The sequence below is a fragment of the Helicobacter sp. 16-1353 genome, from assembly GCF_003288815.1.
In the GTDB taxonomy this organism is placed as follows: domain Bacteria; phylum Campylobacterota; class Campylobacteria; order Campylobacterales; family Helicobacteraceae; genus NHYM01.
This window is the reverse complement of sequence record NZ_NHYM01000011.1, coordinates 23,584-44,444: the sequence shown is the minus strand read 5'-3', so window position 1 is coordinate 44,444 and position 20,861 is coordinate 23,584. Positions and strand designations below refer to the sequence as shown.

Below are 20,861 nucleotides of genomic sequence, written 5' to 3'. Positions count from 1 at the left end.
TATTATTTATTTCGTGCAATTTTTAATATTTTCAATATGTGTTTTTAGATTTTGAATAGATTCTTTCGTTAGATTCTTGTTTAAAAAGCTTAGATTTTTGCATAATTGTTGATAATCTTTTGGGCTTAGATTAATTGCGTTTTTTATCCCCAAACTTGCGTCATTATCGTAGAAAATCGCATTTTCATCGCTAAATCCAAAAGCCACTCCAAACTCCCTATTTATCACAAATGGGATATTGTAGCTTAGGCTAAAGCTCCGCATACCGCTAGTGCATTGGCTTAGATAATGCCTATGTGCGAATTTATCGTAAAATCCAAATATAAAATCCGGCTTAAAATCTCTTAAAATACTCTCTAGCTCGGCATTACTAGGATTGCCAAAGCTTAAAATATATTTACTAAATTTAGGATTTATCTCTAGTTTATTTCGCCCAATTAGTATAAATCGTGGAATTTTCATAGGCTCTTTGGTGGGATTTTTAGGGCGAAGTGTGCGGACAATTTTGTAGAGATTTCGCCTAAAATTGCGATGAAAAATAGGAAACCCAATGCTAAGAAAGGTTATATGCTCAGCTTGTTTATCGATTCTAGATTCTAGTTTGGATTCTACTTTAAAATTAGGCTTAGATTCCCCATTAGACTCCAGCCCAAAAGATATTTTGGAATCCGTCCTAAAATCCGCTATTTTTACCACACTACAGCTTAAAAAATCAAGCTTTAGGTTTTTATATTTCATCGCTCTTAGGGCAAAATAACGCCCTTCTTCATAATTTTTAAAATCCCCAAATCGCTCTATATCGCCTATTGTATGGTAGATTCCAAGTAGTCCATATTTTGGCTTTGGATTTACTAGATTTAAAATGTGGATTTGCGTAGATAGGCTTAAAATCATCGTGTTAAAAAATACAAAATCATATTTACTTAAGCTTATGGAATCCAGCTTTTTAAGCATATCGCCTAAATTTAGGGCAGAAATATTGATAGCAGAAATATTTACTTTTAGGCTCTTTAGCTCATCTTGTAAAATTTTTTCTTCTTCTTTTCTGGCTAAAATATCCACTAAAAAGCCCAAGCTATGGAAATAAAACGCTATAGAGCCTAAAGTCTCAAGATGAAAATTATTTACTTCACAAATTAGGATTTTTGGTGGGGATTTGCTGGATTTTGGATTTTTAGATTCTAGATTCTTGGATTTTAGATTCTTGGATTCCACGCTAGATTCCACATTTCTAGATTTCCTTAATTTAAGATTTTTGGAGCTTAAATCCAACCCTAAGCTATTTAAAAATTCTATATCTTTTTTTAATCGCTTTTTATGCGTGATTTTGGCAATTAACTCACCCTTTAAATAATAAAATAAATCCAATAATCTAATTAAAAATCTCATATTTAGCTACTTTTTGGTCTTTTGACTTGAGCTACTGAGATTTCTTTTAAGAAATTTTATAATCTTTTGGACGCTATTTCCATCACCGAAAACAAGGGGATTTTTTGGATTTGCCATTTTTTGATAGATTTTTTTATTCTCCAAAAGTCGCTTTGTCTCTTTTATTATCCGCTCTTTTTTCGTGCCGATTAGCTTTAGTGTGTGGCATTTGAGAGCTTCTTTTCGCTCAGTTTTATTTCGCAAAATTAGCGTTGGCTTGTGTAGAAATGTCGCTTCCTCTTGGATTCCCCCGCTATCAGTCAAAATCACATAAGAGCAGTTCATCAAATACGCAAAACTCTCGTAATCAAGGGGATTTATAAGGTGGATATTTGGGATATTTCCTAGTATTTTTCGCATTGGTTGTTGGATATTTGGATTTAGATGAAGTGGATATACGATATGTATATTATATTTTGCGTGGGATTTGCTAGAATTTGCACGAGATTCCACAGATTCTAAGCTAGATTTTTGAGCGGATTTTATGCGATTTTTACCACAAAATTTGCTAGATTCCGCACTCAAATCGCCGCGAGATTCTGCAAGATTCAAGCTAGATTCCACGCTTAAATCCCCATTAAAACCTTTAAACTCTCCAGCAATTTCCCTTAAAGCATAGGCGATATTTTCGACCTCTTTGCCAAAGCTCTCCCTCCTATGGCAAGTAACTAAAATAAATTTTTCTTTCTCAAAATCAAAGGGCAAGTTTATTTTTGCTTTTATTTCTGCCCTTGAAGCTGGGCTATTTTCAATCTTTTCTAAAGTCATTTTTAGGGCGTCAATCACGGTATTTCCCACGATTTTAATATGACTTTTTGGAACGCCCTCATTTAGGAGATTTTTAGCTGTTAGTTTGGTTGGGGCAAAGTGATATGTGGCTAATTTGGTAGTTAGCTGGCGATTAATCTCCTCTGGAAAAGGACTAAATCTATCAAATGTGCGAAGTCCAGCCTCAATATGGGCGATTGGAATTTGCAGATAAAAGCCACTCAACGCCCCAGCAAAGGTCGTAGTCGTATCGCCATGCACGATTATTAAATCAGGCTTAAAGTCCAAAACTACGCTTTGAAGCCCATTTAACGCACTTGAAGTAATGCTAAATAAATCCTGCGAATCTCGCATAATGTCTAGGTCATAATCCGCCTTTATCCCAAAGGTCGCCAAAACCCAATCCAGCATACTTCGGTGCTGTGCGGTAATACAAACCTTGAGATTAAATCTCGTCTCATTTTTTAAGCCCAAAATAAGCGGAGCGAGTTTAATCGCCTCAGGTCGTGTTCCAAAAATAATCAAAATTTTTTTCATCGCCACACTCTTTTAAATAAATATCGAGATTCTAGCCTAGAATTTGATAAGATTTCAAAAAACACCAACATATCTTTAAAGATTAAATGGTTTTGGGGCTAAAATTTGGGGCTAAAATAGGAGAATATATGAATAAAAAAGTAAAGGGTTTTGCATTGGATTCTAAGCTACAATCCGCTAAAACAAAATCAGTAGAATCTAGTGAAAAACACAAGGCAGAATCTAATGCAAAATCCGTTGAATTTGAAGAAGATTTTAAAAAAGTAGAGTTAGAGCCGGAGCTAGAAGCCATTTTAGAAGCCATACAAAAAGGCGAGATTCTAGGGAAAGTGGATACTAAAAATATAGAATCAAAAAGGGCAGATTCTACGCCAAATGATGTGGCTAGTAAAAAAATGGATTCTATATCAAGTGGCGAAATGATGGAGAAAGTGGATTTGAAAAAGGCGGATTCTAAGTCTTTGAATGCTTCTGCGGATTTAGATATTTTGGATTCTTTAGATTCTATAGATTTTACGAATCCAATTTTCGATTTAGATTCCACGAATCCAAAGAATGAAAATGTAGATTTTCTTGAGTCTTTGGAAGTGGATTCTAAAGATTTAGATTCTATGGAGTTTATGAAATCTACGATTTTGGATTCTAATAAAATTGATGTTCTAGATTCGCCAAATAATTTGGATTCCAAAGAAGAATCCATAAATATAGATTTGCCAAAATCGCTAGATATTAAGCTAGATTTAAGAGATAGCAAACCCATCGTGAAATCCCCCTTAAAACAAGTCAAGCTAAATAAATTAAGCGATGATGAAATAGCCGTAATAGTCAATAAAGGCACGGAAATCCCATTTAGCGGGGAGTATAACGACTTTTTCAAAGATGGAATCTATACTTGCAAACAATGCAACGCCCCGCTATACGATTCAAAAGATAAATTCGCTTCTGGCTGTGGCTGGGCTAGTTTTGATAATGAGATAAAAGATGCGATTTTAAGGGAAGTTGATAGCGATGGGATTCGCACGGAGATTATGTGTAGTCGCTGTGGAGGGCATTTGGGGCATGTGCTTATGGGCGAGGGATTTACTAAGAAAAATACTCGCCACTGCGTAAACTCCATCTCATTAAAATTTATCCCACGATAAAATACAAAATAATAATTGGATACTTTTTACCAACTCTAGCAATCAAATATTGATATTCACACATCAAAAAGTTAGGGTTATAGTGGTTGTTAGTTCTGCATATTGTTTAAATTGCTCTAATTTTGGATTCTTGTAAGTATCTTTGTTATAAATATACTCCTCAAATTCAAATTTCTCGTCACTAAAATCAAGCAAATAATCCACCCAACCAACTAAGATTCTATGCTCACTTGTTTTATTTAGTATCGCTTCCCACTCTGTATTTAACCGCCTACTTTCTAGTATCAATTTTGCTTTTTTGACTTCCAATTTATAGATATTTGAGTGGAAAGTATGGTTAGGATTTTGGCTTAAAAACTCATAGATATTATTGCAACCCTTTGATAAATGTCTAAATAATCTAAAAAAGCTTTCCACTGGTTCCGGCTTATCTAATCTGTGATTTTCTATGAAATGCCTACAAACTCGCTGATAATCTCTTAGAGATTCTATACTTATTGCCTCTATATTTTCGTTTTCTTTCACATAAAATAATATGGAAAAAAAGTAGCAAATATCCACATAGCCCAGCTTGTCTTTATTGAAAAAACTCGGCTGATATTTTTGCATACATTTTTCATTTTTGAATTTTTCAAATAGCTCAATTGCTCTATCAAGCAATTTTATATTATCAATGTTTCTCAAAGGCTCATAAAAATCATTTATTGAGTGATTTGGAGCGATGATTTCCTTATTATCTATTATCCCATTATCGTTTTCAAGGCGGAAAAATAAAGTAGCGTAATGTAAGAAGTTGCAGCCTCTTAAATCAAATTTTGAAATATTTTTGGGGTCAAAAAAATAATCGCTCCAATTTGTATCTATTCGCCTTAAAAGTGAAATATCCTTAGAAATAGCGGAATCTTTTTCTATAAACGCTTTTAGATTCTCATACTTGCTTAGCTGTCTGCCACGGGCATTCATTTTTATATACAAATCTTCGCCTAAGCCAAAATCTTTCATATCAAATAAATTGAAGGTGATTTTGTCTAAATTGTTGGTGAGATTTTCGGCATAAATTTATTTATGTTGGCTTGAAATATCCACATTTGCATTTGAGTAATTCTTGTTGATTAATATCATTTATCCACTTTTGATTTATCTTAATCGCCTCATTGCTATTATCAATTCCTATAAATTTGCGTCCCAAGTAAAAAGCCTCCCTTAAAAATACACCGCTTCCACAAAAACAATCCATTACAATAGAATCTGCATTAGAGGACATTTCTATAATTCTCCTTAACATAGCATAGTTTTTTTGTGTAGGATAAGCATGATTTTTAGTATCTTTAAACTCCCAAATATCTTGGATTTTTTTTCCTTTGGAATTTTTTGCATAAATCTTTTTTCTAGGCACTCCATTTTTGCTCCATTCAATTAAGCCTTCGCTGTCTAATTTATCCAATTCAAATAAAGAACAACGCCAATGCCTCCCTTGTGGTGGTTTTAAACCATGCCATTCTCGTCCGCTTTCACCATTTTGAGTAACTCCGGGAGCATGAAGTGGAACAGTAGTATAAAAACCTCTGTCATCTTGTTTTTTAAATCTTTTATTTAAATCAATAGATGAAACATCTTCATAAATTTCATTCCATATATATTGATGACTTTTCACATAAAATAAAATCATATCTTTTATGTTTCCATATCCCCTTTTTGTAAAATTTTTAGGATTACACTTGATGCGCGTAATATCATTAATAAATTTATCTCTTCCAAAAATTTCATCACATAGGATTTTGACATAATGTCCCATTTTGGTATCAATATGGATATAGATACTTGCTTGTTTGCTCATTAATTCCTTAATTAAAACCAAACGATAATAGAGAAATTCCAGATAATCCTCTAGGTTAAATTTATCTTTATATGCAATTTCTGAATCTAAACTTGCACTCATTGTGCTTCCCAATCTAAACACATTATTTGTGCCAAATGGAGGGTCAATATATACTAAATCAACAGCATTTTTTAAGGTTTTACCTTGATTGAAATGTTGATTTTGTAAAAGATTTTGCATAGCATTTAGATTATCATCAAAAATAAGCAAATTGTTCTGTTTAAAATCACCTTGCAATTCACTAGTAAATGGAGTATGCAGAAAAGATTGCCTAGATTTTAAATGATTAAAAAGATTAAGCATAATTATACCTGATAAAGAAAATCTCTTAAAAGTAAGGCAGACAAAATATTATAATTTTGATACTTATTTTTTAGCATTTCAAACATTTTATTTTTACCTTGTATATAACATACACCATCTAAAATCGCTATTTTTATAACTTTGGAATTTAAATGGGTATTTAATAAACTCATTGCATCCTCAAACTGAGCATTCTGATGTCCTCCAAAATCACTCAAAAATTTTGCTTCACCAATAATTATTTTTCCATTAAACCTTGCAACAAAATCCAATCCCTTAAGGCGAGTATAACCTAAACATTCATTTGCAAATTTCTGCATACTTACATCAGAAGCATTTAAAATAGCATTATTACTAGATGTTTTAAAAGTTTCTAGGTCGACAGGCTTTATACCTAAAACTTCACTATTTACCCATCGCTTAAAAAGTGGTCCTATTTGGCGATTGGTTTCTTTAGGTTGTGAAAGATTTTCATAAATTTTATTTAATCCCATTTCTTTTAATCTGCCACATAATCTTGCTATTGTTGATGGATTTCGTTTAATTGCACTTTTATCTCGTCTTAAGTAGGCAATATAAGAATCTTTTATGGGAAATAAATCAAAATCAAGCAAGGATTCTATAATTTTTTCTTGGTGATTATTACTAAATGCTTGTTCAAATATATTCCACTTGACATTATCTATTTCTCTTATATTATCCGGACTCATTGGATAGATACCAAAAAGTTGGTCGAGATAATTTCTTTGATTAGCTAATTCTATACTTTGATTAAGAAAATAATTCATTTTATTGTCCATTCTATTTTAATAAATATTTTTATCGCTATCTTTTCTAGTCTCGTAAGAAATCTCAAAAAAATCATTATTTTTAAGAAATTTAATAATCAAAAATATCGTAGTAAGCCTCTGCTGTCCGTCAATCACATTATAATGTTGCTCTTTTTTATTTACTACGATAGGCTGTAAGCAATAAAAATCTTGGGAAGTTTTAGTGGAATCTTTGTGTGAATTTTGATTGTATAGTGCGAAATCCCAAATATCTTGCAATAAATCGCCAACCTCTCTATCTCCCCAGCGATAGCCCCTTTGATAACTTCTCACATAAAATTTCTCCCCCTCTAATTCCCTTAATGACTTTAAATAATCTTGTTTCATTGTTTACCCCTTTTTGGATTTTTATCTTACTCCCACTCAATCGTGCCCGGGGGCTTTGATGTAATATCATACACCACGCGATTTATTCCGCTGACTTCGTTTATAATGCGATTTGAAACATGCTCTAAAAATCTATGCGGCAAGGGCGAGAAACTCGCAGTCATGCCATCTAGTGCATCAACGGAGCGGAGGCAAATCGTATTATCATAAGTGCGATTATCGCCCATAACGCCCACGCTCCGCACATTTAAAAGCACACAAAACGCCTGCCACACGCTATTATAAAGCCCATTCTTTTTTAGCTCCGTAATAAAAATCGCATCGGCTTTTTTAAGCAAGTTTAGGCTATTCTTTTCGACTTCGCCAAGGATTCTAATGCCAAGCCCCGGACCCGGGAATGGGTGTCGCATAAGCATATCTTCGGGCATTCCTAGCTCCCGCCCAAGTGCTCTCACCTCATCTTTAAACAGCTCCCTTAAAGGCTCGATTAGCTCAAATCGCAGATTTTCAGGCAGTCCGCCTACATTATGATGCGACTTTATGGTCTTACTAGGACCTTTCACGCTCACAGATTCGATTACATCTGGGTAGAGTGTGCCTTGCGCTAGGAACTTGATTTCGCCATTTTGATTGTGCTTTTTCGCCTCCGCCTCAAATACCTCAATAAAGGTCTCGCCGATAATTTTCCGCTTCCTTTCTGGCTCAGTAACGCCGCTTAATCGCTCTAAAAATAAGCTACTGGCATCGGCAGTAATTAGCGGGACGCCCAGATTCTCCCTAAACATTTTTTCCACCGCTTCTTTCTCGCCCAAGCGTAAAAGCCCCGTATCCACGAAAACTGGAATTAGATTATCCCCAATGGCACGATACAAAAGCGTCGCCACTACGCTTGAATCCACCCCTCCGCTCACCGCACAAAGCACCTTGCCGTTTTGAATTTTATTTTGCAGCTTTTTTATCTCAAATTCGGCGAAATTATGCATATTCCAGCTATTTTCCGCCCCGCAAATATGCAGTGCAAAATTCCGCAGAATCTCCCCTCCACACTCGGTATGCACGACCTCCGGATGGAATTGCAATGCGTAAATCTGTCGCCTAAAATCCGCAATCGCGCAATAATGCGTATTCCCGCTTTTAGCAAGCTCGACAAATCCACTTGGAATCTCCTCGACCTTATCTGCGTGGCTCATCCACACGATAGAATCCGCTTTGACATTTTTAAAAAAAATGCGTTGAAAGCGGGCAGGATTTGGATTTTCTAGGCTTGGATTCGCCGGATTCGCGTGGTTTGTGGAATCTGGATTCTTAGAATATGCGATGTTTTGGCTCGTGCGATTCGTGGAATCTGTGGAATTTAGATTCGACAGATTCGCCCCATTTTGGCTTAGATTTGTGGAATTTAGATTCATAGAATTTATAGAATCCGCCGAATCTGCCACATTTTTAGAATCTAGATTCGCAAGATTCGCGGAACTTAAACCGCTCGTAGAATCCAAACCACTCGTAGAATCTAAAGAATCCAAAGAATCCCCAGAATCCCCCACATCAAAAATCTCCAATTTCGCCTTGCCAAATTCTTGCGCCTCCGCCCTTGCGACCTTGCCACCGAAAAAATCAGCGATATATTGCATTCCATAGCAGATTCCAAGCACTGGAATTCCAAGCGTGAAAATTTCCGCATCTGGCTTGTATGCGTCCTTTTCGTAGATACTCGCAGGTCCGCCGGATAGAATTAGCCCCTTTGGCTTTTTTGCACGAATAGAATCTAGCTTTTCAAAATACGGCACAATCTCCGTATAAACCCCTTGCTCCCGCAATCTCCTAGCGATTAACTGCGTATACTGACTCCCAAAATCCAACACCAAAATTTCCGCTTTATCCATATGCTCCCCTAAAAATTAAATTTTTTGAAATATTCATCTATTTCTGTTCTCATCTCGCACCCAACTTCCTCAAAAGCCTTTAAAATTAGCTCATAGCTTCCCTTTCCGCCTATAAAGTCCCAAAATTCATCTGCGACTTTTAGCTCATTTTCCAAGTCCAGCATTCCCGCCATAGTCCATCTCTCATAGGATTTTGGATAGTAGGGATTGTAGGGAATAGCTATAAGCGAGTAGATATTAACACTTGGATTATGATAAGCAAAGCTCGCCACCCAAGTTAAAAGTGTGCGTTTAAACTCTTTGAATCCACCCTTGTTTGGCTTGGCAGTTTTAATATCAACCAAATATACATTATTATTTTTTTGCAAAAATAAATCCACTTTTGTAGGCTTGATTGTGCTTGTTTGCCCACTTTGTGCCACTGCTAAAATCCGCCTAATCTCATCTTGCTTATTTGGCCTTAAACTCCCACTTTCTAAAGAATCCATAATATCTTGGATAACCCTTTGAGCCGCTATAGTGATTGTATCTCCAGCTATTGCTTGTCGCTTAATAGTATCAAAAAGCCCATCGCCTAGCTCTTCTGCCACAGGCTCAAAAATACTTGTTCCAAAATTTGTATTTAGGCTTTGTATAAAGCTATATAGTGCCATTCTATCTTTGCCCAAAAGTCGCGTATGAAATGGCATAGAAGAAGTCTCAGGCTTATAATTACTAAATTTTTGCCTTAGGCTTGAAATAAGGCGATTTTTTATATTTTGCTTGATAATGTCACTCTGCATTAAAGCCCCTTATTTTTTCTTGTAGGTGGAATATACTCTCGCTATATTGATTTTTATCTTTTTCGCTACGATTAAGCACGGGTCGCTCAAAGCGATTTACTATTTGCATACCAGCTAATTCAGCGATTTTTGGATAAAGATTAAATTTATCATTTGCCACCAAAAACACATTATAGTCAGTTTTTAAGAATTTCTTGGCATTTTTTAAGGCTTGCGCTATGCCTTGAGCGTAGTTTTCTTGTGCTGTTTTGGTTTGCCCATCGCTTAGTTTGCCAATTTCTAAATAATCCTTGCGTGGCAAGTCAAATATATCATAGCTATATGCGTGTTGTTCGTGATAATCAATAAGCCCCACATAAGGTGGTGAGCTAAAGATTCCAGCGATTTTTTGAGATTCTAAAAGATTTGCAAAATCTTTATCTTGCTTTTGAATCTCAGTGATAATATCCACATTCTTAGAATCTGCATTTAGGCAAATTTGTTTGCTATTGCTACGCAAACTATCAAACTCGCTCAATCGCTTCAAAGTATCATTGGCATACGATTTCCACCATTTTGCAATGCTTAAAAGTGGCTTGCAGATTCTGCCGTGTTTGCGACAATAATAGCTTGTCGTAACGGAATCTTTAAGCGTGGCTAAATCTGAATGTGTCGTAGAGCGACAGCTTCTTGCCGTGCGACTTAAAATAATGCTTAATATATCTCTAAAACTACTAGGGGCTTCTAAAATCGCCTTTTTAAGTAAGAGAATCTCCGCCCTTATGGAATCTATATACCACTTTTCAAAGAAATTCCCAAATGCATTGGTGTTAAAAGTGATGTTATATTGCTTCACTAGATTATTATAAATAGCTAGAAATTCCATTTCTTTTGCTTTTCCATACGCTTTTTCGTCAATTTGCTTTAAAGAGACTTGACGCTTGAATGTTTTAGCAGGGAAATAAAGCTGATTAAACTCGCTTAGAGCTTTATTTAACGCAGATTCAAAGGAGACAATATTGGTGTTTTTTGTATGATTTTCTAGGATATTTGTTAGCTTGGAGAGTTCATTTTTAAGGGCATTCAAATCATATTTGGCGATTTTGGCATTACTTAGCATTACATTAAAACAGGAAATATCAACGCCAATGGCATTTATCCCCAACTCATTCGCTACGCATAGAGTCGTGCCACTCCCCGCAAAAATATCTAGCACAATATCATTTGGCTTAAAATGAGATTTTAACTTAATAGAATCTATATGGGAATCCAAAAAATATTCAACAAGCTGTGGGATAAACTTGCCTTTATAGGGGTGGATTCTGTGGATATGCTTTGTAGTTTCGGCTTCTTTATATTGTGCGAAAGAAAGGGGAGATTGCAAATGTTTTTGCGATTTAATCGTGGTGTCGTAATACGCCTTAAGCTCATTTTTGTCGATTAAATTATCTTTGGAATTTGTGCTGTAGTTTGCAATCTTGCCATAATTTAGCAAGTATAAGATATTGCTACTTGTTACCCTTTTCCCTAAATACTCACTCGCCCAAAGAGCCGCATTTTTGGGAGTTAAATGTAAATTATGATATTCCATAAACCGCCTTAAAATATATCAAATTTCAAATATCGTATTATACTTTTTTATACTCTAATTTAATGTGGCTTGGCGATTTAATACGGCTTAATGCTCCTATTTAGCCTATTAAAGCATAGAATCCATACAACAAGTCCGATAAATGCAGCCAATGCCAATGCTCCATAGGCATAGAAATAGCCTAGTTTTTGGGCGATTATCCCACCTAAGCTCCCACTAAGTGCCGCTCCAATCCCCCAGCAAGTCATCACAAATGCGAATCCAGCATTGAAATGCCCGCTTCCTTGCAAGATAAAAGCACATAACACAGGCACTAGAATCCCAATCAGCCCAGCTCCAATGCCATCTAGAATCTGCACTACAACCATACCCGGAATAGAGCTAAATGACGCAGCAATCCCACCACGAATAACCAGCTCAAATAAACACAACGCCATAAGCAAAAAGTAGATTTTAAAAGTTTTGTGCTTTTTGATGAGTTTGCCACAAGTGATACACACGAAAATCATCGTGCTTTGGGCGATTATAACTGTAGCTGCAGCATATGCCCCACTAGAATCCACGCCCATAGAATGAGCCCTTTGGCTTAGAAGTGGTAGCATATAGGCATTACTTAGGTGGAAGCAAAATACCGAAAATGCGAGAATTAAGATATTTGGATTTGAAAATATTTTCCTTAATGGGACTTTTTGCGTCCCTACTACTTCGCCCCTTGCCACCGTGTGATTTATGCTAGATTCTTTGATAAGATTTAGGAAGATAAACGCACACATGCCCATTAAAATCGTAATGATAAAAACCGAAGTAATCCCATAATACAGGGCAAAAATAAAGCATAAAATCGCCCCAAAAAGTTGCCCTCCGTGCCTAAAAGCCTCGTTTTTACTCGTCTGCTGATTATATTTTTCAATCCCCACAATCCCAAGCGTAATACTAGCAAATGCAGGAGCCAGTAACGCCCCACTCATCGCAATTGCAAACTGCCCAAACATCGCAAAAATGAAGTGCTGATATAAAAGTAGCCCAAAAGTCGCCAAACAAATAATGCTAATGCAAATGCCAACCAAAAGGCGTTTATAGCGAGTTTTATCTATCAAAATCCCAAGTGGGACGCCAAAAATCAAAGCACAAAGCGAAGCAAAAGTGCTAATAATGCCAATCTCGCCCTCTAAAAAACCATGCTCTTTTAGAAACACGCCAAAAAACGGACCCAATCCATCTTGCACATCGGCAATACAGAAAATTAGCAATACAAGGGCGATTTGCGGCTTCATTAGCTCTCCTTTGATTAATTTAATTGTGATATTTTAGCGAATTAACATTATATAGATATAAATTAAGATTCCACCGCTAAACGCACACAATGGCGATTATATCTGTATTATACCCCCCCCCATTTATAAATGTCAAATTTTCACTTCGATGCTAGCGGTATTTTTCGCCCCGATGGACGAGATAGGCACACCACGAGAATATGCTAGAAACGGCGATGGCTTTGGGCTGTTTGATTGGCTATACACTATATGGATATTTGCTAGATGCATTTGAGGGAATGGCTGGGTTTGCATTTATCGGCTTTATAATTACAAATCTTTTAAAAAGGGAATTAAAAAAATAAATAATTTGATTTATTTTATAGGAGCTATTGTTTTTATACAAAGGCAGTTGCAAAGCTTTTTAAAAGAGAGTTAAAAAAAATAAATAATTAGATTGTTTGAAGCTATTGTTTTTATACAAACAAAAAAATGGAATTAGAAAAAATAGTTAGATTATTTGGGATTCCTTAGATTCTAATATTAGAATCTAAGGAATCCCATTAAAACCACAATCTAACATTAAAGAATCCACTATTAGTCATACTTCTATCGCCAAACATTCCTAAGTAATTAAGATTTAATGCTAGATTCTCATTGATACGATAATCCACTCCAATTTGGGCTATGCCATAGAATTTATCTGTGCCGATAACTACGCCATAAGAATTAGAGTTAAGTATTACATCTACTTCAGGGCGACCTGTAAGCAAGTATTTCACACCTAATCCCATATTTAGCACCCACGCATTAGAATCCCCAAAGAATTTATCATATTGCCCAAAAATCTCCCCATAGAAAAGATTTAGCATATTGCTACTATATCGCTCACTTCCAAAGCTATAGCCAGAGTTGCTTAATCCCTCGTAGCTAAGCCCTGCCTCAATACTAGCAATGCCTTTCATAGCTCCACTTGTGATATTCCACTGCTTACCAAAACTAGCCATTGCATCAAATCCAATGGAAGTTGGGTTGTCCTTTGTTTGATTGGCATTCATAGGATTAATAGTATTGTAGAAATAATATCCATCTGCCCTTGCCTTTAAGAATAATCCATATATAAAGTCCGTTCTTAGATGAAGTCCAAGCATTGTGGATATTTGCGTATAATCTAGATTCACCTTATTATTATATCCACCATATCCAAATCCAATATGTCCCCCAACCATAGTGCTTCCAAAGTCTCCGCTAAGTCCGGTTATAAATCCATATGTATTTCCACTTGATTTTAGCCCATCATTAGCACTCATTTGTTGATTGCTAAAAAATGGCATAAAGAAAAAATGGCTATCATAGCTTTTGCTTTGTGCTGGGGCTATTCCAGCAGTGGAAATGCTAGTGGAATCTATTTGAGATTCTACAATCTCTGCTGTTTGGGATTCTACAGCTCTTGGCTCTGCTATTTGTGGCTCTACTCTGCTTGGTGCTACTATTTGTGGAGTGGAATTAGATTCTGCTTCTTGTGGTGGTTGCTTTGTGCCTACAAATCCCCTTCGTCTAAGATTCCTTGTATCATTTTGACTTACATAAAAGCTAGATTCGCTAGTATTATTAGAATCTCGCATTTTAGAATATGAATAAAATTCCCTTTGGCTTGGATTGTAATTTACACGAATAAAACTTGCTTGTGGAGTTGTAGAAGCTACACTTCTTTTTAAGCCTCTAGATTCTGGAGTTTTGTCATTACTAGCTACTCTATTATATGGAAAGCCATATTTGCGAAATGAGCTTGTATAGATGGCTTGATTGCTTTGATGGATAAAGGTATTCATAAGAGAGATGTTGCTTCTATAGATGTTGTTGGCAGAGGCAACCACTTCCAAAACATCTTCGTTTAAATACACTTGAAAATATGTTCCATTTTGGGTTATGCCATATAATGGGTCGGTAGATTCAAGATGTGTAAATATACTATCGCCCACAGGGGTGGAAGATGTAGTGGAATCTTCATAGGTTAGCTGGGTAAAATTAGTAGAATCGCCCGGATTATATATCGTTATAAGCTTAGATAATAGATAGTTTGTGTTTAGTTGGAAATCTCCACTAAAGCTTAGTAATATCTTTGCATTTGGCTTTAGCATTATGTCAAATTTATTTCCCCCACCACCATCAATTACTAAATGCGAGGTATTGCCTAGATTACCATTTGTATATGCCGTGCCAAAAGCATTAAAAGTGCTTGCATCTTCATTGATATTTAATGCATAGGTTTGTATAGATAGATGACCTATGCCTTGAAAATGCACAAATTGACCAGAACCGGAACTTACTTCTTTAGCTTGTATCTCGATTGTCCCAGTATTGATTAGATTATTTATCCTAGAGGAACCACCACTACCGACATATACCCCACCGCCAATACTACCTGAGTTGTTTAGCGTATCTACTGTGGTATATCCATCTACTAAATCTATACCGCCTGTTATTGTGCCATTATTGATGATATTATTCTTTTTCGTATTAGCTGCTGTAGTAGAATCATTACCAATACGAATTCCAGCAATTTCTCTATTTGTAGTTTCGATTGTGCCATTATTGATGATATTATCTAATTTACTATATTGGAAAAATAGGGCGTTTCCGCCACCTGTATTTCTTATCGTGCCATTATTTGTAAAGCCTACTCCGCTAAAATCTAAAAAAGTGATATTGATAGTAAAATTGCTATTAGTGCTTGTAACTACGCTACCCAAAGCCACTCCAACATTGGCTATATTATTAATTGTTACATCTTGTCTTAGCGAGTTGTCCCATTTAATAGCCGAAAGAAAGTCGCTACCTAAATCCAAATCACCTATAAGGCAGTCATTATAATTATCACTACTGTTAAAAGGGGCACAATTTTCTGATAATCTAACTGGATTTGCTTTGAGAAAATCTAAGGTAAGTAAAAATAAAGCTAAGAAAATAAAATGAGTAAATTTGAAAGGAAACTTTAAAGATATAAAATGTTTAAAAAACCTTTTATATCTTAATAATCTACCCCCCCCCATAGAGATAAATACTAAAATCTTAAGCCCTGAAATCATTTCTAATCCTCCTAAAAACTTAATAGATATTTTAGATTATTTAATAAATATAAAATTAACAATAACCAATGTTAAAAGCCCTAGTCTAAAAAATCTATTTAATATCTATTTAATATCCAAGTATGGCGTTTATCCTTTGCACTGCTTGCATCTCCATATCACCAACTGCTAATCTCTCCTGCTCTCTTGCTTGGAAAATCGCATATTCCTTTTGCGTGATTAACGATAGCACAGAGCTTACACGAGCTTCATCTCCAGCCGCCCTTGCCTCTTGTAAATCGACCTCTAGGATTCTCTTATCCAACTCTAGAGCTCTAATATTTCGCTTAAATTCCTCTTTTCTAGTGTGGATTGCCTCTCTTGCTTCAAAATCCACCCTTAAAGCCTCTCGCTTTCTCTCAAAACTAGCTCGTTCAAAAACCTCTGGGAAAATGCCCTTAATACGCGGACCTAAGTAATAATGATGTGGCGGAGGAGGTGGCGTAGAATAAAGATGTGGTGGCGGAGCAGAGTAATTAGGCGGTGGAGCAGAGCGATGATGTGGTGGAGGTGGCGGAGCAAAAAGCAAAACAGGTAAAACGACAACAGAAGCGATTAATAACTTTTTCATATTCTCTCCTTTAATATTAAAAATATTTCATTATACATAAAAAGTGCTTAAAAGTTTATATTAAAATATACTTAAATGTATAAATAGCCCAAATAAGGCGAAAAATAGCACAATTGGCACGATTAAAATAGCAGAAAACATATAGGTTTTAAAGCTGATATTTATACCATATCGCTTTAGCCCATAAATCCATAAAAGTGTCGCTAAAGAGCCAATTGGCGTGAGTTTTGCACCGATATTGCAACCCAAAATATTTGCATAGATTAGGCTTTGTGTGGCAATATCGTGGGGCGAAAAATCGGCGATGGAGAGATTTGCAATCATCATCATAGGTAGATTATTAATCACGCTAGAACCAAGTGAGCTAAGGAATCCAGCCCCAATAATGCCAAAGAAAAGTCCCGCGTTTTTAAGCTTTAAGAATATATTTTCTAAAAATTCGGTAATGCCGATTGATTGCAAGGCAAAAACGACCACAAAAAGCCCAAATCCAAAAAGCACGATGCTAAGCGGGGATTCCCTAAAAATGTGCGAAAATCTCGCCCTTTTGGTTAAGGTGGCATAAAATATCGCACAAAATGCCGAAATAAGCGTAAAAAATGATACAGGCAGAGAGAATAAATCCCTAAATGCAATGCCGATTATTAGTAAAAAAATGAATAGAATACAGAAAAAAATATTTGTTTTTGTGGGGGAATCTTGGGAATCTTTGTGGGTTTTTTTAGCAGAATCTAATGGGATTTTTTGGGTTTGTGATGGATTCGCTACATCTTGTGAGACTTGAGAATCTATTTGGGCTTGGGATTTTAGTAAATCTGGTGTTAGATTCGTAGAATCTTGCGAAGATTGAGCTAGATTTAATCTTGGATTTAAGGCTATATTTTGTGGAAGATTCGTAGAAACTTGCAAGAAATTATTAGAATGTTTAGTGAGATTTAAAGCAAGATTCTGCGATAGATTCGTGGAATCTTGTGGGATTTGCGAAGTGAAAATAGCATTATTTTTTGAAAGATTCTTATCAAATGTGAGATTTGGGGGCAAAAATTTTTTAATAATTAGCAAGAAAATAATCCCGCTAATCAAAATAGTAAAAATACTTGGAAGTGCCATAACTAGGCTAAATCTAAGCGAATCAATATCGAAAAAATCCGCCGTGATGATATTGGTTAGATTTGAGATTATAAGGGTGTTGGAGAAAAAATCGCTAATGAAGCTAGAGAGCAATAAAAATGCAATCAAAGCCCGTGAATCCTTGAATCCAAAGGCAATCATTAATGGAGTGAGAACCAAAATCGCCCCATCATTTGAGAAAAATCCCGCCAAAAATGCTCCAAAAAGTAACATTAAAATAGCAAATTTCCAAGTTTTGATTTCTGGTGTTTTGGGGGAATATTGCGATTTATTGGGGCTTTGAGATTTTAGCGTGGCTTGGGCGGAATCTTGTAGCGTGGAATCTAAATTATTAAGATTCTTGGAATCTGGCTTAAATGTAGTGTCTTTAGGCTTGGAATATTGCGAAAAATGGATTATTTTAAGTGCTAAAAAGTCGAAAAATCCAAGTTTTTCTAAAGCTAGAGTTAGGATTATTAGCCCAATTAGAGTTAGCAAACTATCGCCAACCATTCCCCACACAAAGGCTACATCGCTAAAATCCACAATCCCAAAAATAAAGCATAAAATCGCCCCACTAACGCTAAAAATCCAAATAGGAATCCCAAAAGGTCGAATATAAATCAACAACATCATAATGCTAAAAATAGCTAGAATCATTTTAAACCTTAGAAAAATTTAGTAAATAACCTCTAATCTATACTATGAATTTCTGCAACTTTGGCGAAATAAGCTAACCCAAAAATAGCCAAATCTCTATTAGAAAACCTTACCCAATACTAAATATGTTATGATTAGTTACTCTACCCTATCGAACTAAAAATATCAAACAATATTTTATTTCAAAATAGCAAGGTTATTTTAGTATATTGTCCCTAAAATAATAACGATGATTTTTTGGCTGAAACTCTTAAGATTTTAGCGGATTTTTAGATTTTATAGTGATTTTGGGTTTTTAAGGAGATATTTTTAAGCAAATTACTAGCAAAATTATTGGATTTCAGCAATCAAAATTCCCTAAATTTGGCTTAATTATTTTCTTTCATTTTTAAACGCCATTTTGAATCTATCTGCCCTTGATTTTTAAGCCTATCTACAATCATCTCATAATAAGGCTTGTGAAGCTCGCAGCTTATCCATTTGCGTTTAAGATTTTCACATAGCATTATTTCCCCGCCACTTCCGCCAAATAAAATAAACACGGAATCGCCCTCATTCGTGCAAGATTTAATAAACATTTCTACGAGTTTTAGGGGGATTTGACAAGAGTGAAAAGTCTTATCCTTGCTGACATTTTTAACCAAATCAAAATAAAACCACGAATAGGGCATTCTCCCCTTGTGTCCATCTTTAATTCTCTGCTGGATTCGCCTATCTGTGGGATTTTGATAAGGCAGGGCGATATTGTCCTTATAAAAGTGATTATTTTTGCTTTTTGTGGCGTGTAAAATGCTCCTATGTGCGGTTGTAAGCCGCCTATTGCTATGCCCCACATTTGTATTATAAACCCACACATAGTCCAGCACTTCATAAGCGATAGAATCTAGGCAATTCACCCGTAAATAGGCGTTTTGCTTGGGGTAATTCATCATAAAAAGATTCCCGCTTGGCTTTAAAACCCGCATAGATTCCCTAGCTAGCTCACAATACCAAGCGATATAATTTTCCCATTTTTGCGTATATTTCGCACCATTATAATTAATGCCGACATTATAATCTGGGTCGCCCCAAACCATATCCAAGCTTGAATCTGGCGTATTTTTTAGCACCGCTAGAATATCGCTATTATAAATTTTATTTAATTCCATTTGAAGCCCCCATTTTAAGCCCCTATAAGTTCATATTCGCACGATTTTAAGAATCTAAGAGAATCTATATGCAAAGGTTTATCAAAGGTGTAAGCCCAAAGTTTAAGGCTATTTTTATTTCTTACAAGATACACGCAGATAATTTGCTTAAAAGCCAAGTTGGAATTATAATAATACAAAAATGGGTGGTAGATTTGATAGATATTAAAGTCTGTTGGTGTGCCGTTTTTCGCTTCAAAGATTCCAATAATGCCATTAAATTCAAGCGTTAAATCAATTTCGATTTGTTGATTATTTGCCAGTATTTTTTGTGTGCCGACATAATAATTTAGAGTGGTTTTCGTGCGATGTGGAAAGTATGTCTTAGGGCGATTTTCTATGCTCAAATTTGCAAATTCCAAATCATCTCCAAATAAAAAATGATGCAAGATTCTTTGATTATTCGCCACGCTTAAGATATTGCTCTCGCTGTCGTTATATTCATTAAGCAAACTCTTTTTATACTGCCATTTTATGGAATCTTGGGTTGGCTCAAAAGTGTGATAAAGCTTATTTATGCCTTTGATAAATTGATGATTTCCGCTACCTAAATGCAGTATGCAATAATTTTGCTTTTTAAAAGATTCTGGCAGTTTGTCGCTAGAATCTAGCTTGGTTACATCAAATGGATTACCAAAACCATGCTTTTTGGCAATCTCTTTGACTAAATCATTATGAAAAATAAAAATGTTATTTTTAGTGCAATGTTTTAGTAAAGATTCCAAAACTAGCTGTTTTTTGTTTACTCTCAATCAATTCTCCCCAAATTTAGCCCAAGATTCTACCCTATTTCATTTTAAAGAATTTTATAATAATTTGATTTTAAAAATAGGTTTAAACAATTTCAATATATTCAATTTCGCCTTTTGTGTGGATTTCGGCTCTTATTTGGGCGAGATAAAATACGCTAAAGCGGGGGTCATTTAGGCTTTTAAAAGAATTTGCCGGGCGCTTTAGATAGACTTCTTTTGCTTCCAAATCATCGCAAAATACGGCTTTAGCATAGATTCTAATCCAGCTTCTATCCGCCCCACACGCACAAATGCAGATATTTGGATTAGCCGAAATCTCCCTAAATGTGGGCTTGTCGTTATTTAAGCAATACCAAATTTTATTTTTTAATAGCATTGCACTCCCAAATGGACGGGAGCTTGGGGCGAAAATCCCCATATTTGGCGGAATCTTAGAGCTTAGATTCGTGGCGGAATCCGGATTCGTGGTGGAATCTAGATTCTGTGTGGATTCTGCGTTAGATTCTAGAATCTTAACACTGCTTAGAATTTGAATTGGATTTTTAATCAAAAAATCCATAATTTTTTGGATATTAGATTCCAAAGATTCCGCAGGTTTCCCACATTTCAACGCCCTAGATTCCACGCCAGATTCCACAGATTCTAGCATTTTAGATTCCGCCCCAGATTCCGTAGATACCACGCTAGATTCCTCTCCAGATTCTAAAACGCCACGAGTTTCCACGCTTCCCCCCTTTTTTTAAATCGCTTA

18 protein-coding genes are annotated in these 20,861 nt (G+C 35.6%); 2 read left to right on the top strand and 16 right to left on the bottom strand.

The genetic code is table 11. The annotated features are described in order from the left end of the window. Positions 1-6 precede the first annotated feature (6 nt). Both CCY99_RS07430 and wecB read right to left on the bottom strand, forming a co-directional pair. Positions 7-1,389: a hypothetical protein gene (locus CCY99_RS07430; RefSeq protein ID WP_112060783.1), complete on the bottom strand. Its 1,383-nt coding sequence runs from the start codon at positions 1,387-1,389 to the stop codon at positions 7-9. A gap of 6 nt (positions 1,390-1,395) precedes the next feature. Further along, positions 1,396-2,733 carry a UDP-N-acetylglucosamine 2-epimerase (non-hydrolyzing) gene (gene wecB / locus CCY99_RS07425; protein ID WP_112060782.1) on the bottom strand — a complete coding sequence of 446 codons (1,338 nt, stop codon included), beginning with the start codon at positions 2,731-2,733 and terminating at the stop codon, positions 1,396-1,398. 761 nt (positions 2,734-3,494) lie between these two features. Here wecB and CCY99_RS07420 point away from each other — a divergent pair. Then, the gene (locus CCY99_RS07420) at positions 3,495-3,875 is read left to right on the top strand and encodes a methionine-R-sulfoxide reductase (RefSeq protein WP_258443869.1); all 381 of its coding nucleotides are present in this window, start codon (positions 3,495-3,497) and stop codon (positions 3,873-3,875) included. A gap of 63 nt (positions 3,876-3,938) precedes the next feature. Here the strand turns inward: CCY99_RS07420 and CCY99_RS07415 are convergent, their stop codons facing one another. The 8 genes from CCY99_RS07415 to CCY99_RS07380 all read right to left on the bottom strand — a co-directional run bounded on the left by CCY99_RS07415 (position 3,939) and on the right by CCY99_RS07380 (position 12,723). After that, the gene (locus CCY99_RS07415) at positions 3,939-4,850 is read right to left on the bottom strand and encodes a hypothetical protein (protein WP_112060781.1); all 912 of its coding nucleotides are present in this window, start codon (positions 4,848-4,850) and stop codon (positions 3,939-3,941) included. An 88-nt stretch (positions 4,851-4,938) separates the two neighbouring features. Beyond that, a complete protein-coding gene (locus CCY99_RS07410) occupies positions 4,939-6,057 on the bottom strand; it encodes a site-specific DNA-methyltransferase (protein WP_112060780.1) in 1,119 nt (372 codons plus the stop codon). Positions 6,058-6,059: 2 nt separating this feature from the next. After that, positions 6,060-6,845, bottom strand: a complete 786-nt coding sequence (locus tag CCY99_RS07405; RefSeq protein ID WP_112060779.1) for a restriction endonuclease — start codon at positions 6,843-6,845, stop codon at positions 6,060-6,062. 18 nt (positions 6,846-6,863) lie between these two features. After that, the gene (locus CCY99_RS07400) at positions 6,864-7,214 is read right to left on the bottom strand and encodes a DUF262 domain-containing protein (protein WP_112060778.1); all 351 of its coding nucleotides are present in this window, start codon (positions 7,212-7,214) and stop codon (positions 6,864-6,866) included. Between the two features lie 26 nt (positions 7,215-7,240). Beyond that, positions 7,241-9,097 (bottom strand): glutamine-hydrolyzing GMP synthase, encoded by a 1,857-nt coding sequence (gene guaA / locus CCY99_RS07395; protein WP_112060777.1) that lies wholly within the window; start codon positions 9,095-9,097, stop codon positions 7,241-7,243. A gap of 8 nt (positions 9,098-9,105) precedes the next feature. Then, positions 9,106-9,879 carry a TdeIII family type II restriction endonuclease gene (locus CCY99_RS07390; RefSeq protein WP_112060776.1) on the bottom strand — a complete coding sequence of 258 codons (774 nt, stop codon included), beginning with the start codon at positions 9,877-9,879 and terminating at the stop codon, positions 9,106-9,108. Continuing rightward, positions 9,869-11,449 (bottom strand): DNA methyltransferase, encoded by a 1,581-nt coding sequence (locus CCY99_RS07385; protein ID WP_112060775.1) that lies wholly within the window; start codon positions 11,447-11,449, stop codon positions 9,869-9,871. The genes CCY99_RS07390 and CCY99_RS07385 overlap by 11 nt, the downstream gene beginning before the upstream one ends. 77 nt (positions 11,450-11,526) lie before the next feature. Continuing rightward, positions 11,527-12,723: an MFS transporter gene (locus CCY99_RS07380; RefSeq protein ID WP_112060774.1), complete on the bottom strand. Its 1,197-nt coding sequence runs from the start codon at positions 12,721-12,723 to the stop codon at positions 11,527-11,529. 200 nt (positions 12,724-12,923) lie between these two features. Between CCY99_RS07380 and CCY99_RS07375 the strand changes: the two genes are divergently transcribed. Continuing rightward, positions 12,924-13,067, top strand: a complete 144-nt coding sequence (locus CCY99_RS07375; protein ID WP_220092245.1) for a hypothetical protein — start codon at positions 12,924-12,926, stop codon at positions 13,065-13,067. Positions 13,068-13,265: 198 nt separating this feature from the next. Here CCY99_RS07375 and CCY99_RS07370 read toward each other — a convergent pair whose 3' ends face one another. The 6 genes from CCY99_RS07370 to CCY99_RS07345 all read right to left on the bottom strand — a co-directional run bounded on the left by CCY99_RS07370 (position 13,266) and on the right by CCY99_RS07345 (position 20,834). Continuing rightward, a complete protein-coding gene (locus CCY99_RS07370; protein ID WP_112060773.1) occupies positions 13,266-15,791 on the bottom strand; it encodes a hypothetical protein in 2,526 nt (841 codons plus the stop codon). 109 nt (positions 15,792-15,900) lie between these two features. Beyond that, positions 15,901-16,401 (bottom strand): hypothetical protein, encoded by a 501-nt coding sequence (locus tag CCY99_RS07365; protein ID WP_112060772.1) that lies wholly within the window; start codon positions 16,399-16,401, stop codon positions 15,901-15,903. Positions 16,402-16,461: 60 nt separating this feature from the next. Further along, entirely contained in the window at positions 16,462-18,171 is a 1,710-nt protein-coding gene (locus CCY99_RS09635) for an ArsB/NhaD family transporter (RefSeq protein ID WP_181646888.1), read from the bottom strand. A 368-nt stretch (positions 18,172-18,539) separates the two neighbouring features. Next, on the bottom strand, positions 18,540-19,319 hold the full coding sequence (locus CCY99_RS07355) for a site-specific DNA-methyltransferase (protein WP_112060771.1): 780 nt from the start codon (positions 19,317-19,319) through the stop codon (positions 18,540-18,542). A 14-nt stretch (positions 19,320-19,333) separates the two neighbouring features. Next, positions 19,334-20,110 carry a hypothetical protein gene (locus CCY99_RS07350; RefSeq protein ID WP_112060770.1) on the bottom strand — a complete coding sequence of 259 codons (777 nt, stop codon included), beginning with the start codon at positions 20,108-20,110 and terminating at the stop codon, positions 19,334-19,336. Positions 20,111-20,192: 82 nt separating this feature from the next. Beyond that, a complete protein-coding gene (locus CCY99_RS07345) occupies positions 20,193-20,834 on the bottom strand; it encodes a pyridoxamine 5'-phosphate oxidase family protein (RefSeq protein ID WP_112060769.1) in 642 nt (213 codons plus the stop codon). Positions 20,835-20,861 lie beyond the last annotated feature (27 nt).